Source organism: Staphylococcus sp. GDX8P114P-2 (assembly GCF_017892945.1).
Classification (GTDB): domain Bacteria; phylum Bacillota; class Bacilli; order Staphylococcales; family Staphylococcaceae; genus Staphylococcus; species Staphylococcus arlettae.
On record NZ_JAESMB010000018.1, the window covers coordinates 63,870 to 80,445 of the forward strand.

The window sequence follows — 16,576 nt, forward strand, 5'->3', positions numbered from 1 at the left end:
ATGAAAGTATTAATAACAGGCATAGCTGGTTTTATTGGTTCACATGTCGCTAGTAAATTACTACAAGCGAATATTCAAATTGCAGGAATTGACAATTTAAATAATTATTATGATGTGTCATTAAAACATGCCCGCCTAGACAATATTGGGAGAGAAAATTTTCCTTTCTATCAAATTGATATAGCAGACTATGAAGCTGTTAATAAAGTTTTTTTACAAGAAAAACCTGATGTTGTAATTCATTTAGCAGCACAGGCAGGTGTGAGGCATAGCATTAAAGTGCCACACAGTTACATTCATTCTAATATTGTTGGTTATTTGAATATTTTAGAATGTTGTCGCTATTTTCATGTTGAGCATTTAATATATGCTTCATCGAGTTCTGTATATGGTGCTAATAAAGCACAGCCATTCAGTACTGCAGATCCTGTTGACCATCCGATAAGTTTGTACGCGGCCACTAAAAAAAGTAATGAACTTATGGCTCATAGTTATAGTGCATTATATAATATTCCGACAACAGGACTCCGTTTTTTTACTGTTTATGGTCCATGGGGGAGGCCAGACATGGCATTATTCAAATTTACGCGCGGTATTTTAGAAGAGGGCGAAGTGGATGTATATAATTATGGGAAAATGGCTCGAGATTTTACTTATGTGTTTGATATTGTTGAAGCCATTTACCGTTTATTAGGACACAAACCTGCTCCTAATGCTAATTGGGATCCTTACCATCCAAATCCTAGTGATTCTTTTGCGCCCTATAAAATATATAATATTGGTAATAATCAACCTGTTAATATACTCGAATTTATCGAAGCTATTGAAACTAAGTTAGGAAAAAAATGTATAAAAAATTTCAAAGATCTTCAACCAGGTGATGTGCCGAAGACGTTTGCTAATGTAGATGATTTATATCGACAAATAAACTTTAAACCATCAGTGACTATTACAGAAGGCGTAAATAAATTCATTGATTGGTATTTATCGTATTATAATATTAGTAAAGGATGTTGAACGTGGACAAAACGATAGCAGTAGTTGGCTTAGGCTATGTTGGATTACCTGTTGCTGTTGCATTTGCACAGAAATTTAAGGTAATAGGTTTTGATATTGATGAAGACAGAATAAAACAATTAAAACAAAATTATGATCAAACTTGTGAAGTGGCGGAACAAGCATTACTAGATACAACGATTCATTTTACTACTAAAAAAGATGTCTTAAAACAAGCTGATGTAATAATTGTAGCTGTACCTACACCAATAGATGATCATAACACACCAGATTTAACCCCATTAATCCATGCTAGTAAAATGATTGGTGAAATTCTTCAACCTGGCATGATCATCGTATATGAATCGACGGTATATCCAGGTGCAACAGAAGAAGTGTGTATACCTATATTAGAACAGCAATCTAATTTAAAATATAATGAATCCTTTTATGTAGGGTATTCACCGGAAAGGATTAATCCAGGTGATAAACAACATACTTTTGATACCGTTAAAAAAGTAGTGTCGTCAAATAATCCTGACATTGGTAAGGAACTTGCTCAACTTTATGAACAAGTAGTAACAGCAGGTGTTTATGTTGCACCAGCAATTAAAGTTGCTGAAGCGGCTAAAGTGATAGAAAATACACAAAGAGATATTAATATTGCATTAATAAATGAATTAGCCGTAATTTGTAAAGAAATGCATATTGATACTGTCGAAGTATTAAAAGCAGCAAAAACAAAATGGAATTTTTTACCATTCTCTCCGGGTCTCGTTGGAGGACATTGTATAGGTGTAGATCCTTATTATTTAACCTATAAAGCTCAGACGATTGGCTATTATCCTGAAGTTATTTTAGCGGGGCGACGTATTAACTCGAATATGGCGAAATATATTGTTGCTCAATTAGTAAAATTGATGATTCAACGTAATATTCCTGTTCATGGTGCAACAGTTAATATATTTGGTATTACATTCAAAGAGAATTGTCCAGATTTAAGAAACTCACAAGTGTTCACAATTATTAAAGAACTAAAAGCTTATAATATGACATTACAAATACATGATCCTGTGGCGGATAAAACCTTGGCACTTTCGTTGTGTGACATTGAATTGTTAACTGAAACAGTTATGACACCGGCTGATATTGCCATCTTTGCAGTAGGACATGATATATATATAGATAACAAAGCTAATTATCTAGAGCTCGTTAAACCAACAGGTATTGTGTGCGATATCAAGTCAATATTTGATGTTAAAGATATACTGAAAACGCAATACTTGTGGAGGTTGTAATTGTGAAAATATTACAAATTGCAGCATTAGAAGTGACACATACTAAATTATTAAAGCAACTAAATACTACATGTATTGAGCAACAATATGATGTTCATTGTGCTTGCTATACTCCTCAAAAACCTCAAAACTATTTTCAAGATAATATGTATTTTCATAATATTTATTTACCACGTCATATCAATGTAGTGACAAACTTTATATCACTCTATAAATTAATACAGCTAATGAAAAAATTGCGGCCTGATGTTGTACATGTACATACGCCAATTGCTGCAGTATTAGGTAGAATTGCTGCAAAAATAGCTAAAGTACCATGTATAATTTACACAGCACATGGTTTTTATTTTCACGAAAGTATGACAAATTTTAAATTTCAAGTGTATTTTAATATTGAAAAATGGATTGGCAGATGGTGTACAGATTATTTGTTTGTTCAAAGTAAAGAAGATTACTATGTTGCGAAAAAGGCTAGATTTTTATCAAAAAAGCATAAGAACAATTATGTGCATATTAGTAATGGTATCGACCTACGTGAGGAGTTTAATTATCACAAAATGGATGTTGCGGCCGTATCCCAGTTGCAAAGTAAATTAAAAATCACTCAATCTGACATAGTGATTACTTTTATAGGTAGACTAGTTAAAGAAAAAGGAATATTAGAGTTATTGTCTGCTTTTAGGCAAATAAATGATCATAGACTTAAATTGATAATTATTGGTGATCTACATCAAAGTGAACGTGATCAAATGACAATTAGACAATTAGAAAAATATCGTAATGAAAATAATATTATTTTTACCGGGTTAGTTCACAATGTAAATCATTATTTATATTTAAGTGATATCTTTTGTTTACCATCATATAGAGAAGGGATGCCTCGCTCAATATTAGAAGCTATGGCTATGAAAAATGCAATAATTGCAACTGACATTAGAGGTTGTAGAGAAGAAATAATAGACGGACAACATGGTTATTTAGTGCCTACACAGTCGAGTGATATGATTGCTCAAAGAATAAATGAGCTAATTACTAATCCACATAAATTAAAACAGTTCCAAGATGCAAGTTATCAAAGAGTTAATAAAAAATTTAACGAATTAGATGTTGTAGCAAAACAATTAGAAATATTTAAGATTATAGAAAGTAGTGACACATCATGTTAAAAAGGTACTTCGATATTGTGATTAGTTTATGTGTATTATTTATGGCTTTACCATTGTTAATAATAGTGGCTATTTTAATTCAAATAAGTATGGGGAGACCAATCATTTTTTGTCAACTACGGACAGGAAAAGATGCACAGCCTTTTAAATTGTATAAATTTAGAACGATGACTAATAAGTACGATGAGCACAATAACTTATTACCGGATGAAAAAAGAATGACGAAAATAGGAAGGTTTATACGTAGTACAAGCATAGATGAATTGCCACAACTGATAAATGTGTTAAAAGGAGATATTAGCATTGTTGGTCCTAGACCACTATTAATGGACTATGTAGCTCTATATAATGACAGACAAAAACAACGTTTATTTGTGAAGCCGGGCATAACTGGCTTAGCTCAAATTAGTGGTAGAAACTCATTATCATGGGAGCGGAAATTTAAATATGATGTATGGTATGTCAAACATCAATCAATGAAATTAGATTGGTATATTATTGCTAAAACAGTGATTAAAGTTTTATTACGTAAAGACATTTGTGCTCAAAACGATGTAACAACAAAGCCATTTAAAGGGTCTTCATCATGAAACCAGTAATGATTATAGGTAATGGCGGTCATGCCAGTGTAGTAACAGATGTAATAAAATCTCTGAATAATTATTATATAAAGGGATATTTAGATGATGTTCAAAAAGAATATATACGAAGTGACGGTTTAATTTATGATGCAATTGCACACATAGATCGTTATAAAGATAATTATTTCGTAATTGCTATTGGAGATAATCAACAAAGAGCAGCAGTGTACCATCGACTGGGGTTAGATGATCAATACTTTGCAACAATTATTCACCCAACTGCCATTATTGGCTCTAACGTAATAATACAAGCTGGCTGCGTAGTAATGGCTCATGCTGTTATACAAACAAATACATTTATTGCTAAACAATGTATTATCAATACTAAAGCATGTGTGGAACATGACAATAACATTCAAAGTTTTACGCATATTGGACCCAATGCTACCTTAGCTGGAAATGTTCATGTTGGCAGTGAATGTCTTTTGGGAGCTAGCGCAACAGTAGTACCTAATACCATTATTAGAAATAAAGTTACAGTTGGAGCAGGTTCGACAGTAATCAATGATATACAAAGTAATCTCACGGTTGTAGGTTCACCTGCACGACAAAGAGGTGATAACAAATGAATGATGAGAGAATTTACTTGTCACAACCACATATGGGTGGGAGAGAGCAATATTATATAAAAAAAGCTTTTGCACAAAATTGGATAGCACCATTGGGTGATAACGTTAATCAATTTGAACATAAGGTGCGCAATTATGTTGGAAGGAATGCTGCCGTAGCAGTGAGTAGTGGTACAGCAGCGATACATTTGGCACTAATTGAATGTGGAGTAAAACAGAATGATTTTGTATTTTGTCCATCTTTAACATTTTGTGCAACTTGCAATCCTATATTATATTTAAATGCCAAGCCAGTATTTATTGATTCGGAAATTGAAACTTGGAATATGTGTCCTCAAGCACTTCAAAAAGCATTTCATCAATACGAACGTCAAGGTTTAAAGCCTAAAGCTGTTATCGTAGTGAATTTATATGGACAGCCGGCAAAATATAATGAGATTTTAGATATATGCGACTATTATGATGTGCCAATTATTGAAGATGCAGCTGAATCACTAGGCTCTATATATAGTAATTGTCACAGTGGGAACATAGGTAATTATAGTATTTTATCTTTCAATGGGAATAAAATTATAACAACAAGTGGTGGAGGTATGCTGTTATCCAATAATGAACATGCTATAGCACATGCTTTATATTTAGCCACGCAAGCTAAAGAGGATGTTTTATATTATCAACATAGTGAATTGGGATACAATTATCGCTTGAGTAATATAAGTGCTGGTATAGGTATTGGACAAATGGAAGTCATCGACGAAAGAGTCGCACAACGAAGAAGGATATTTCAACGATATCAACAAGAATTGCAATGTATTTCTGCAATAACCTTCCAAGAAGAAATCGCAACAACCGTTTCTAATCGCTGGTTAACAGCTCTGTTAATCGATCCACGACAAAGCAATGTTACAGTTAAAATGCTATTACAAATGTTTGAAAAACATAATATAGAAGCAAGACATGTTTGGAAACCTATGCATTTACAACCATTATTTAAAAATTTTGATTTTGTTTCATTAGAGCAAGATAATGCGGGATACATTTTTGAACATGGTATTTGTTTACCTTCTGCTTCAAATATGTCGTTATTACAACAAGATAGAGTCATAAACATTTTACAGGACACGTTATTGCGACATCAGTTGTGAACAAAATGAACTAAAAGCTGAAGCGGTTAAGATCTCTGTAAGTTAATAATGCAATAGACTGGAACAATATTTTGCTCCAGTCTATTGTTATATATGTAGTTAATTATTTGAAAAGTGTTTAGCTAGATTTTTTAAATAACTGTAAAGTTCACTAGGGAACCCTATATTTTTAGCAGTAGTACCTTTATGATTATCAATGAACGCCTCGGGAGAAATAGAAAAAACACGCTGGAAGTTTTTTAAGTAAGTTGAATAAGATTTATAACCATATGATTTCCATATGTCTTTGTGGTTATTAGAAGATAGTATCTCTACAGCTAAACGATAAATTTTGACTTTCCTAATATATTTTATTAAGGATATATTCATTGTTTCAGAAAAAACGCGAGATAAATAACTAGAATTTACATAAAATTTTTCAGCAATAGTAGCTAATGTAAGATTTTCTTTATAATGTTCATTGATGTAGATTAAAACATTATTAATTAGTGGATTGGATGCTTCCAAATTGTGTTCTCGATAATAATTACCTAACCTAATAAAGTTAATTAAACGAATAATACTAATATCTGCATTAAAATAATCTTTTTCGTATATTGAAATGATGGTGTCCAGTAACTCTTTCTTAATAAAATTATCAATTTTACTTTGATCTAGTTCTAGATTGTCCCAATTGAATAATGAAAAACGATTAAAACTTAACTTATTAATATTTAAGGCAATCACTTTGCCTGAATTAATGAGTAGTTTTGGAGCTGAATAAGGTTGTATTAAAAAAAATTCATGTTTATGATAACTACCTAAATAAGCTTTATCATATAAAGTGACACTACCAGTTAAAACAAAAAAAATACTAATTGTATTAAAGCTTTCATTTATATTAATATCAGCATTGTGAATTTGATAATTATAATCCATTGTATCTCTCTTTCCTTCTTCATAGTATTGTGCCAAACCTATCATATCACTTACAATTGCTAAATAATTTACCATCAAAAGCAAATTATTTACTGATAATGGTCAAAAAATTAAAAGTAAATTTGATATGTCTAAAGTTGAAAAGCAATTGTGAGAAGGTCGTGTTTTTATAAAATATGATAATTAAACTATCGTATGTTTCGAGTATTATAAATAAATTAAAATAATCTTTTTGGAATTAATTAAGCGCTAACGGTGATCGTTAGCGCCGGCTTGGAGATATGAATTGAATATTCAAAAGTTTAAAGAGAATAATAAAAACATCCCTATAAGATATCATAGAGTAAATGACAACTACTCCGTTAGTAGAAGTAGCTAACTATATTATAACAAGGTCAAAGATAAATTTTATTATCATTTTGGAATTAGAAAAAAATAGCAGACGAATAGTAAAATAAAAACACTAGTCTAGGAGACTAGTGAAAAATAGTAATAGCAAAAGGCTATATTTTGTAATTCTATTGATGAAAATGAACGGTAACACAGTTACTAAAGTTATTTTTTTTGAAAGCACAGTACTATATACCATTTGTCTTCATAAAAACAGTAAAATGAAGACAACAAAATTATATCAAATCAAAATTTTTTATAATATATTTTTTGAGGATGTGTAAAAAAACTAATAATTAAAGTAAAAATTAAGCTTTATTATTTTGTTAATATTAATAATGATAAAATTTTCGTATTTATGCTTTGATAGTTTTTATTAAAAATTTAATTAGTAATATAATTATTGTTGGTGATTCTATATACGTGAATATATACTTATGTTAGCTAATAATGAATTTGGAGAAATAGCATAAATAATTTCCAAATTAATAAACAACAGCACTTTTGATTTTTACTATATAGTTATCAATTTTTACTACATATTTTGAATGCACTATAGTTTATTATAGAAGTGCTATAATAAACTTGTGTGATAAATAAACACATAAAATTTTTCATAAAATATATTCCCTAATAAGATGGGAAGAGGTAAATTATGTGCAAATTATTTACTTCTTCCTATTTTTATTAGTTATAAACAAACAGTTTTTTTACTTAAATAGAGGCATTTTTTACTAATGGTTAAAATGAGCTATACATTAACAAAATATCATACTATATTTGTAATGAGGTACGGCACATACAGCTAGAATTAATAACATTTTATTTGTTATTAATACATCATCCACAGACGTGTTTTACCTCAAACACACTTGCTTTCTCCTAAACTATTTGTTTAATTAATATTCTTTTTGTTAGTTACAATCAGAGTGTAATGACTAACATAAGTATAGGTAGTGCATCCATATAAACTGCCTCACTCAATCATTTAACATAAACAAAAAGCGAATTTTGTGTAGAAAATTAGCCTGAGTTTTAAAATGTGCACACGACTTGATTCATTTCAGTCGTGTGCATTTTTGTGTTGTGAATGAAGAAGAAACTACGAAATGATAGGTATATGCAAAAGAGAGAAAATAGTTTAATTTGTCCTAGCTGTTTGTATGGCGAAATTATTAGCAGTTAATGATAATTAAAATGTGTGCCAAAAAATAACTTCTTTCGTTATAATAGATAATATGAGATGGAGGAATGTGACGTGGAATTTTGGTTGAAACAACAAGCAAATCGTAATGGGGATGCGGTGTTTATAGACAATGGGAAGACAAAATTAACCTTTAACAGTTGCTATCAACGTGCAACACATCTTGCCTACAGTATTCATAATTTAAATCAAAAACGTGTAGGTATGTACATCGATAACAGTATAGAATCAATTATACTTATTCAAGCTGCTTGGCTCGCTGGGGTAGAAATTGCAATGTTGAATACACGTTTGACAGAAACAGAGATGCAAAATCAGATGCATTCAATCGATGTCGAAGTCATTTTGACAACTTCAGATTTAACTTTAGATGGCTTTGATATTTATACTTATGCGTATTTAATAACTTGTGCTGAAGAACAATCATATGAAGCACCTTTTGACATTAATCGTATTGCTTCAATTATGTTTACTTCTGGTACAACGGGTCCTCAAAAAGCAGTACCTCAAACATTTGCCAATCATTATGCTAGTGCTATAGGTTGTGAACAAAGTCTAGGTTTTGATGCCAATACAAAATGGTTGTCAGTGTTACCTATTTATCACATATCTGGTCTTAGTGTGATTTTGCGTGCATTAATTGCAGGATTCACTGTAAGAATAGAGCCAAAATTTAATACACAGCAAATATTGCACATCATTTCTGAAGAATCACCGACACATGTGTCATTAGTACCACAAACATTAAAATGGTTAATGGATGCGGGGTTAACTCAGCCATATAACATAGAAAAAATTTTACTCGGCGGTGCGAAGTTATCTGCTGCTTTAATCAACCAAGCATTGTCCAATAAGTTACCAATTTACAATTCATTTGGTATGACTGAAACTTGTTCACAATTTTTGACTGCTTCACCGACAATGTTGGAGCATCGTCCAGACACAGTTGGTAAACCTAGTGATAATGTACAAGTGAAAATTGTACGACCAGATAATAAAGGTCATGGAGAATTAGTGATCAAAGGTAATAACGTTATGGAAGGGTACTTATATCCTAATGAGTTGAACGCTATTGATGAACAAGGTTATTTTAATACTGGAGATATTGCTGAAATAGACGATGAAGGTTTTGTAATGGTATATGATCGGAGAAAAGATTTAATAATTAGTGGTGGGGAAAATATATATCCATTTGAAATTGAATCTGTGGCAAAAGCATGCAAAGATGTGGAAGATGCAATGTGTGTCGGTACGGTTGATGATATTTGGGGAGAAGTACCATATTTATATTATGTAGCTAAAGATACTGTGAAAGAGTCACAATTACAAGACTATTTACAAAATCATTTAGCAAAATATAAAGTTCCAAAGTATTTAAAGCGCGTATCAGCGTTACCATACACCTCTACTGGAAAATTACAGCGTCAACATTTGTAAAATAGGAGTGACTTATGATGAAAATAGTAGATATGAAACTATATACTGTTGAGTTACCTTTTAAAGCGCCTATTGTGACGCCGAAAATTACACTGTCTACAAGACAAGCACTTATTTTAGAATTGGTTACTGATGATAATTCACACTATTTTGGGGAATGTAATGCGTTTGACACAGACTGGTATTTTGACGAAACGATCGAGGTAGTAAAACAGCAATTACAGCAATGGTTTGAGGCTAATAAGTATAAAGCATTTTCAACATTTGAAGATATCCAGCAGATGGTTATTTCGCTAGAAGCGTATCCAGCGACTCGTAGTACAATTATTATGGCAACATATCAAATGTTTTATAAGCTATATAATATTACTGTCGATTACGGTGCGACCGTTAGTGGGTTGACTGCAGAAAGATTACAACAACTTAGAGATACACAACCGAAAAGAGTAAAGGTGAAATGGTCTAATACAATAAAAGCTGATTTACAACATCTAATAGCTTTGGCACATAGGCCGAATCTCGTTATAGATGGGAATGAAAGTATTGCTAAAAATGATGCTGCGCGCTTAACGCAATTGTATGCTGATGATATCCTTTATATTGAAGAACCGTTTTATAATTTAACAACATTTAACCAAGTGCCGAATCTGCCATTAGCTATAGATGAAAAAGCTATATCAACTACAGCAATTTTAGATATTGTAAATAATTATAATGTTGAAGTAGTAGTTTTAAAACCATTCCGTTTAGGCGGATTGGACAGAGTGCTTTCACTTATTCAAAAACTTGAACAGTATAATGTTAAAACGGTCATCGGTGGCATGTATGAATATGGTTTGAGTCGCTACTTTACAGCAATGCTCGCTCAATATGCAACTTACCCGGGCGACATCACACCAGCAGGTTATTATTTTCAGCAAGATATTGTGAAGGATTCAGGTTTGTTAAATAATGGAAGACTGGAATTTAATCCTCCCGTTATAGATTTAACACAATTGACCCCAGTGCTTTAATGTTTTTTGTTTTTCTTTTTTAGAGGAACTGGATCGAATCCTCCTTTGTGTAACGGATGACATTTTAAAATTCTCTTAATGCCTAGCCAGCTGCCTTTGAATGCTCCATAAACTTCTACAGCTTCTTTTGTATAAGCTGAACAAGTTGGATAAAATCGGCATGTTGGTGGAGTAAGTGGTGAAATAAAATTTTGATATAGATAGATAACTCCTAAAAACAGTTTTTTCATATTATAGCCTCCAACGTATTTGTAAACATGATAATTTTAACATAAATAAGAGGTGTCAGATGAGTATAAAGTTTAAAGATAGAGATAATAATGATGTACTATTAAAGTTCAAAGAAGAAAATGATTTTGCTGATGCAACACACGTACTTACAATTCCTATTTATACAAATAAATTGTTGTTTACACAACATAAAAAACGCGGTATAGAGTTTCCAGGGGGCAAAGTGGAAGTAAATGAAACATCACAAGAAGCTGCTATTAGGGAATTGCATGAAGAAACAGGTGCCACAGTTAAGGAAATGCATTATATAGCGCAATACCATGTTGCTCGAAGTGACTTACCTAGTTTCAATAAAGATGTTTATGTTGTATTAGTTGATTTTATCGAAGAAAAAGAGGACTATTTAGAAACAACAGGACCTGTTTTATTTGCAACAATTGAAGAAATTCCTGACACTGATAAAAGCTTTTTGCTAAAAGATGATGCAATATTAAGTTGTGTAGATAGGATGATGAATCTTGGCTATTACTAAAACAAAGAAAATGCCTATAGATGTTCGCAATCACAGTGGTTATGAGATTACATATTTAGTGGATGATTTACAAGTTAAAGCGCTATTATTATTACCGTATCAGCGTGTTAAACGTATCGTAGTTTATTTACGTGGTGGTAAAGGTCAAGTAGGGAAGGTGAGAACAGGCAGATTACTGCAATTTGCCAATGCTGAAACGTTAGTAGTAGGCCCTTATTATCGAGGCAATAATGGTAGCGAGGGAAAAGACGATTTCAACGGTGAAGATTTAAAAGATGTGACGACCTTAGTGAAGCTATTACACACACAATATCCAGATGCAGCAATTCACATGATAGGATTTTCGCGTGGAGGATTACAGGGGCTCCTGACATACTATGACTTACCAGTATCCAGTTTTATAATTTGGGGTGGTGTGTCTGATATCAAACTAATGTATGAAGAGCGCGTGGATTTGAGAGGAATGTTGCGGCGTATGATTGGTCACCCTAAAAAACAAGCAGCTGCTTACCAGTTGCGTGATGCCATGCAATATATTACACCAACAAGCCCACCTATATTAATAGTCCATGGTGCACAAGATCACCAAGTAGGTATTCATCAAGCGTATTATTTAGCTCAAGCGTTGAACGATATCTCGTTAACTTACCGCACCGTATACCAACAACAAGAAGGGCATGTGCCAAGACCGTTTGCCTTGTCACCTGTTTTGAATCAGATACAACAGTGGATGTCAGATGTTGAACACCAAACGATTCAAGATGATTATGCAATAGAATAAATTACAAAGAGGCTGAGACAAATTACTTATGTCCCAGCCTCTTTTCATATTATTATAATTGTTTAAATCCGCCTTTGATTGCGAGTTCTTGTGCTTCAGTACCGAATTTTTCAAAATTCTCATTAAAGCGATTAATTAAGTCTTGTGCTTGCTCTTTATATGCAGCAGCATCGCTCCAAGCATTAATTGGGTTTAAAATTGTCTGTGGCACATCATCTACTTCAACAGGGATACTTAATCCGAAAGTATCGTCCTTCTTGAATTCAGCATCTTTCAATTGACCTGTGATAGCTTGATTTACCATTTGGCGTGTATAGTTTAGGCTAATTCTTCTACCTACACCATATTTACCACCAGTCCATCCAGTGTTAACTAAATACACATCTACTTCGTGCTCGTCGATAAGTTCACCTAAAATATCAGCGTATACAGTAGCATTGAGTGGTAAGAATGGAGAACCAAAGCATGTAGAGAATGATGGTTCAGGTTCAGTAACACCACGTTCTGTACCAACTAATTTAGCTGTAAAACCACTTAAGAAATGATACATAGCTTGATCTTTTGTTAACTTAGCGATTGGTGGTAATACACCGAAAGCATCAGCAGTCAAAAAGATAATTGTATTTGGATGCGCTGCTTTTGATGGTTTAACAATATTATCTATGTGATCAATAGGGTAAGCAGCTCGAGTATTTTCGGTATAGTAATTGTCATCGAAATCAACATCTCCGTAATTATCAACAACTACATTTTCTAATACAGTACCATATTTTATAGCATCATATATTTGTGGTTCTTTTTTCTGTGATAGATTGATAGCTTTAGCATAGCAACCACCTTCGATATTAAAAATACCGTTTTCGTTCCAGCCATGCTCATCATCACCGATAAGTTTTCTTGTAGGGTCTGCTGACAATGTAGTTTTACCGGTACCTGATAAACCAAAGAATAACGCGACATCTCCTTTTTCACCAACATTTGCAGAACAGTGCATACTTAAAATGTCACTTTTTGGTAATAGGTAATTCATTACAGAAAAAATACCTTTTTTCATTTCACCGGCATATTCAGTGCCACCGATTAAAATGACTTTGTGTTTAAATGATGTAATAATAAATGTTTCAGAGTTTGTGCCATCGATGGTAGGATCAGCTTTGAACCTTGGTGCAGAAACGATTGTAAAATCTGCTTTAATGTCTTCTGCTTCTTCTTTTGAGCTAGGTTTAATGAACATGTTTTGAGCAAATAAGTTATGCCATGCTAATTCATTAATTACCGTTAAGTTCAACTGTGAATCTTCATCGCTACCTGCATAACCATTAAAGATGTATAGCTCATCTTTTTCATCTAAATAATCTAATACTTTATCATATAAATTAAGGAAAGTTGTTTCATCAATGGGCTGATTGATTTCTCCCCAGTCGATATCATCTTTATATGATGGTTCAGAAACGATGAATTTATCTTTTGGTGATCGACCTGTATATTTACCTGTTCTTGCGTTTATTGCGCCTAGTTCTGTTAGTTCACCTTCATTATTATCAATGATTTTATAATTTAATTCTGTTGTTGATAATTGAAATAAGGAAGTGTTTTTTCTTAAAATGTTTTGTAGTTTATTAGTGTAAGTATACGTGTCTATCGCCATACTTAATCCCTCCATCGTTATTTTAATGTAAGCCCTTACAGTTAACGAGTATAACATAATTACATAATTAATCCATACCAATTTTCGATAAAATTTGAATAAAAGTTAAATTGACATAAGATGCCAGATTAGTTACTATATTAGTAACGGATTCTCTTATCCTGAGTGGCGGAGGGACATGGACCCAATGAAGCCCAGCAACCTCTTCTTAATTGAAGGAAGGTGCCAAACCGTTTGCAGACCTATATTGTCTGAACGATAAGAGCGAATGGACGTACAGAGCCTTCTCTCTATTTATATAGTGATGAAGGCTCTTTTTTATTAAGCTCAACAGATAGAGAATTTTCGTAATTTAAAGCTAAAGGAGCACATTATGACTTACAATAGAAGACTTTTTACTTCAGAATCTGTAACAGAGGGACATCCAGATAAAATTGCAGACCAAGTTTCTGACGCAATTTTGGATGAAATTTTAAAGGATGACCCAAATGCAAGAGTGGCATGTGAAACAACAGTAACAACAGGAATGGCACTTATTTCAGGAGAAATATCTACATCTACTTACGTCGATATTCCGAAAGTTGTCAGAGAAACAATAAAAGAAATTGGCTATACTCGTGCAAAATTTGGTTATGATAGTCAAACAATGGCTGTTTTAACAGCAATAGATGAACAATCATCAGATATAGCACAAGGTGTAGATACTGCATTAGAGTATCGTAATGATATTTCGGAAGAAGAAATAGAAGCAACTGGAGCAGGTGACCAAGGCTTAATGTTTGGTTATGCTACGAATGAAACGGATACATATATGCCGTTACCAATTTTTTTATCACACCAACTTGCAAAACGCTTATCAGATGTTAGAAAAGACAAAATACTTGATTACTTAAGACCAGATGGAAAAGTACAAGTAACAGTGGAATATGATGAGCAAGATGAACCAAAACGTATAGACACAATTGTCTTATCAACACAACATGCAGAAGATGTTGAATTAACACAAATTGAACAAGATATTAAACAGCATGTAATTGAACCAACTGTACCGACAGCATTATTAGATGCAGAGACTAAATTTTATATTAACCCAACAGGTCGTTTCGTAATTGGAGGGCCACAAGGTGATGCTGGATTAACTGGCCGTAAAATTATTGTTGATACGTATGGTGGTTATGCACGACATGGTGGGGGATGCTTTAGTGGTAAGGATCCAACCAAAGTAGATAGATCTGCTGCATATGCTGCTAGATATGTTGCTAAAAATATTGTTGCTGCTGAATTAGCTGACAAATGTGAAGTTCAATTGGCATATGCTATTGGTGTAGCTGAACCTGTATCTATCGCAATTGATACTTTTGGAACAGGTAAAGTAGGCGAAGCACAATTAGTTGAAGCAGTAAGAAATCATTTCGACTTACGTCCGGCAGGCATAATCAAAATGTTAGATTTAAAACAACCAATCTATAAACAAACAGCAGCTTATGGTCATTTTGGTAGAACAGATGTATTGTTACCATGGGAAAAACTGGATAAAGTTAATTTATTGAAAGATTCGGTACAAGCATAATAACAATTTCAAAAATATGTGAGTTTTCCATCGAATGATAAACAGTTTTCTATTATAATGTAAGTATTGAAGAAAAAAGGAGCGAAATTGTTATGAATTCATTTGGACCAATTGAAATTGGTTTGATTGTAGCTGTGATCGTAGCAGTCATTTGCTTGATATTATTTTTAGTTACACTTAAAAGTAAGAAGAAAGCACAACAAAAAGCAGAAGAGCATTATCAAAAAAAAGAAAAGCAATTACAGGATTCTTATGCTGAGGAATTAGAAAAAGAAAGAATTGAAAATAAGAAAACTGTAACTAAACAAAAGGAAGATTACGATCACACTGTAAACTCCAAAAATCGTGAAATTGATGCGTTAAAACTTTTCTCGAAAAATCATAGTGAATATGTCACTGATATGAGGTTGATTGGTATTCGTGAGCGTTTGGTGAATGAAAAACGTATTCGACCAGAAGACATGCATATTATGGCAAATATCTTTTTACCTCGAAATGAGTTTAGTGATGTGCAACGTATTAGCCATTTAGTTTTAACACGAACAGGACTTTATATTATTGATTCACAATTATTAAAAGGTCATGTATATAATGGTATAAGCGGTGCTCAGTTTGAAGAAACGCCAATGATGTCACAAGTATTTGATACATTAGACTTAGATAAGAAGGATCCTCAAGTATTAGTATTGGATCAAAATGACGATACACAGTCATTATCAGTAGTTAATTATTCTAATCATTTGGAAGCTGTTGAAAAGTTAGCTGGTGACTTACAAAATGAATTGAATTTAAAATATACACCAACAACAATTTTATATTTCAATCCTAAAAATGATGGTGGGGTTACTATTTCTAACTTTGCGCAAACTGCTAATAGTAAAGTATTAGTTGGACCAGAACAACTTGATGAGTACTTTAATAAATTTGTTTTCCACGGTAGAATTCAATATAATGTTGAAGATTTACAGCAAGTTATGGATAAAATTGAATCATTTAATTAATATACAAAACTGAGCGTCAAAATAATAGACGCTCAG

At 32.6% G+C, this 16,576-nt stretch carries 15 protein-coding genes and 1 riboswitch; of the genes, 12 read left to right on the forward strand and 3 right to left on the reverse strand.

The features are described from left to right. The 6 genes from KA845_RS10820 to KA845_RS10845 are packed head-to-tail and all read left to right on the forward strand — an operon-like array spanning position 1 to position 5,815. Positions 1 to 1,017 carry an NAD-dependent epimerase gene (locus tag KA845_RS10820; protein WP_103387789.1) on the forward strand — a complete coding sequence of 339 codons (1,017 nt, stop codon included), beginning with the start codon at positions 1 to 3 and terminating at the stop codon, positions 1,015 to 1,017. Positions 1,018 to 1,019: 2 nt separating this feature from the next. After that, positions 1,020 to 2,294, forward strand: coding sequence for a nucleotide sugar dehydrogenase (locus tag KA845_RS10825; protein ID WP_002509452.1), 1,275 nt, complete (start codon positions 1,020 to 1,022; stop codon positions 2,292 to 2,294). Positions 2,295 to 2,296: 2 nt separating this feature from the next. Continuing rightward, a complete protein-coding gene (locus KA845_RS13135; RefSeq protein WP_103387790.1) occupies positions 2,297 to 3,460 on the forward strand; it encodes a glycosyltransferase family 4 protein in 1,164 nt (387 codons plus the stop codon). Continuing rightward, positions 3,454 to 4,050: a sugar transferase gene (locus KA845_RS10835; protein WP_210128067.1), complete on the forward strand. Its 597-nt coding sequence runs from the start codon at positions 3,454 to 3,456 to the stop codon at positions 4,048 to 4,050. The genes KA845_RS13135 and KA845_RS10835 overlap by 7 nt, the downstream gene beginning before the upstream one ends. Continuing rightward, positions 4,047 to 4,670, forward strand: coding sequence for an acetyltransferase (locus tag KA845_RS10840; RefSeq protein WP_021459074.1), 624 nt, complete (start codon positions 4,047 to 4,049; stop codon positions 4,668 to 4,670). The genes KA845_RS10835 and KA845_RS10840 overlap by 4 nt, the downstream gene beginning before the upstream one ends. Beyond that, positions 4,667 to 5,815, forward strand: coding sequence for a DegT/DnrJ/EryC1/StrS family aminotransferase (locus KA845_RS10845; RefSeq protein ID WP_103387791.1), 1,149 nt, complete (start codon positions 4,667 to 4,669; stop codon positions 5,813 to 5,815). Before KA845_RS10840 ends, KA845_RS10845 begins: the two co-directional genes overlap by 4 nt. 99 nt (positions 5,816 to 5,914) lie before the next feature. On the opposite strand, the gene KA845_RS10850 is transcribed toward KA845_RS10845, so the two are convergent. Beyond that, positions 5,915 to 6,808, reverse strand: coding sequence for an AraC family transcriptional regulator (locus KA845_RS10850; protein ID WP_232045981.1), 894 nt, complete (start codon positions 6,806 to 6,808; stop codon positions 5,915 to 5,917). Between the two features lie 1,573 nt (positions 6,809 to 8,381). Between KA845_RS10850 and menE the strand changes: the two genes are divergently transcribed. Together menE and menC are read left to right on the forward strand one after the other, a co-directional pair. Then, positions 8,382 to 9,764 carry an o-succinylbenzoate--CoA ligase gene (gene menE, locus KA845_RS10855; protein ID WP_204171874.1) on the forward strand — a complete coding sequence of 461 codons (1,383 nt, stop codon included), beginning with the start codon at positions 8,382 to 8,384 and terminating at the stop codon, positions 9,762 to 9,764. A gap of 17 nt (positions 9,765 to 9,781) precedes the next feature. Further along, positions 9,782 to 10,777 (forward strand): o-succinylbenzoate synthase, encoded by a 996-nt coding sequence (gene menC, locus KA845_RS10860; protein WP_103387794.1) that lies wholly within the window; start codon positions 9,782 to 9,784, stop codon positions 10,775 to 10,777. Here menC and yidD read toward each other — a convergent pair. Then, a complete protein-coding gene (gene yidD / locus KA845_RS10865; protein WP_210128069.1) occupies positions 10,774 to 11,007 on the reverse strand; it encodes a membrane protein insertion efficiency factor YidD in 234 nt (77 codons plus the stop codon). The two genes, menC and yidD, sit on opposite strands and share 4 nt — an antisense overlap. Positions 11,008 to 11,066: 59 nt before the next feature. On the opposite strand from yidD, the gene ytkD reads away from it, so the two are divergent. Both ytkD and KA845_RS10875 read left to right on the forward strand, forming a co-directional pair. After that, positions 11,067 to 11,540 (forward strand): RNA deprotection pyrophosphohydrolase, encoded by a 474-nt coding sequence (gene ytkD, locus KA845_RS10870; protein WP_021459079.1) that lies wholly within the window; start codon positions 11,067 to 11,069, stop codon positions 11,538 to 11,540. Beyond that, on the forward strand, positions 11,527 to 12,321 hold the full coding sequence (locus KA845_RS10875) for an alpha/beta hydrolase family protein (protein WP_210128071.1): 795 nt from the start codon (positions 11,527 to 11,529) through the stop codon (positions 12,319 to 12,321). The genes ytkD and KA845_RS10875 overlap by 14 nt, the downstream gene beginning before the upstream one ends. 52 nt (positions 12,322 to 12,373) lie before the next feature. On the opposite strand, the gene pckA is transcribed toward KA845_RS10875, so the two are convergent. Beyond that, complete coding sequence (gene pckA, locus KA845_RS10880; RefSeq protein WP_210128073.1) at positions 12,374 to 13,969, reverse strand: phosphoenolpyruvate carboxykinase (ATP); 1,596 nt, start codon at positions 13,967 to 13,969, stop codon at positions 12,374 to 12,376. A gap of 153 nt (positions 13,970 to 14,122) precedes the next feature. Next, positions 14,123 to 14,234: riboswitch (SAM riboswitch) on the forward strand. Positions 14,235 to 14,342: 108 nt separating this feature from the next. On the opposite strand from pckA, the gene metK reads away from it, so the two are divergent. Together metK and KA845_RS10890 are read left to right on the forward strand one after the other, a co-directional pair. Next, entirely contained in the window at positions 14,343 to 15,539 is a 1,197-nt protein-coding gene (gene metK / locus KA845_RS10885; RefSeq protein WP_002510563.1) for a methionine adenosyltransferase, read from the forward strand. Positions 15,540 to 15,631: 92 nt separating this feature from the next. Then, entirely contained in the window at positions 15,632 to 16,540 is a 909-nt protein-coding gene (locus KA845_RS10890) for a nuclease-related domain-containing protein (protein ID WP_002510564.1), read from the forward strand. Positions 16,541 to 16,576 lie beyond the last annotated feature (36 nt).

Excerpts from the sequence above, each read along its gene's own strand:
- KA845_RS10820 (WP_103387789.1), top strand. The coding sequence starts at position 1 with ATGAAAGTATTAATAACAGGCATAGCTGGTTTTATTGGTTCACATGTC.
- KA845_RS10835 (WP_210128067.1), top strand. The coding sequence starts at position 3,454 with ATGTTAAAAAGGTACTTCGATATTGTGATTAGTTTATGTGTATTATTT.
- KA845_RS10840 (WP_021459074.1), top strand. The coding sequence starts at position 4,047 with ATGAAACCAGTAATGATTATAGGTAATGGCGGTCATGCCAGTGTAGTA.
- KA845_RS10845 (WP_103387791.1), top strand. The coding sequence starts at position 4,667 with ATGAATGATGAGAGAATTTACTTGTCACAACCACATATGGGTGGGAGA.
- KA845_RS10850 (WP_232045981.1), bottom strand. The coding sequence starts at position 6,808 with ATGGTAAATTATTTAGCAATTGTAAGTGATATGATAGGTTTGGCACAA.
- menC (WP_103387794.1), top strand. The coding sequence starts at position 9,782 with ATGAAAATAGTAGATATGAAACTATATACTGTTGAGTTACCTTTTAAA.
- yidD (WP_210128069.1), bottom strand. The coding sequence starts at position 11,007 with ATGAAAAAACTGTTTTTAGGAGTTATCTATCTATATCAAAATTTTATT.
- ytkD (WP_021459079.1), top strand. The coding sequence starts at position 11,067 with ATGAGTATAAAGTTTAAAGATAGAGATAATAATGATGTACTATTAAAG.
- pckA (WP_210128073.1), bottom strand. The coding sequence starts at position 13,969 with ATGGCGATAGACACGTATACTTACACTAATAAACTACAAAACATTTTA.
- metK (WP_002510563.1), top strand. The coding sequence starts at position 14,343 with ATGACTTACAATAGAAGACTTTTTACTTCAGAATCTGTAACAGAGGGA.
- KA845_RS10890 (WP_002510564.1), top strand. The coding sequence starts at position 15,632 with ATGAATTCATTTGGACCAATTGAAATTGGTTTGATTGTAGCTGTGATC.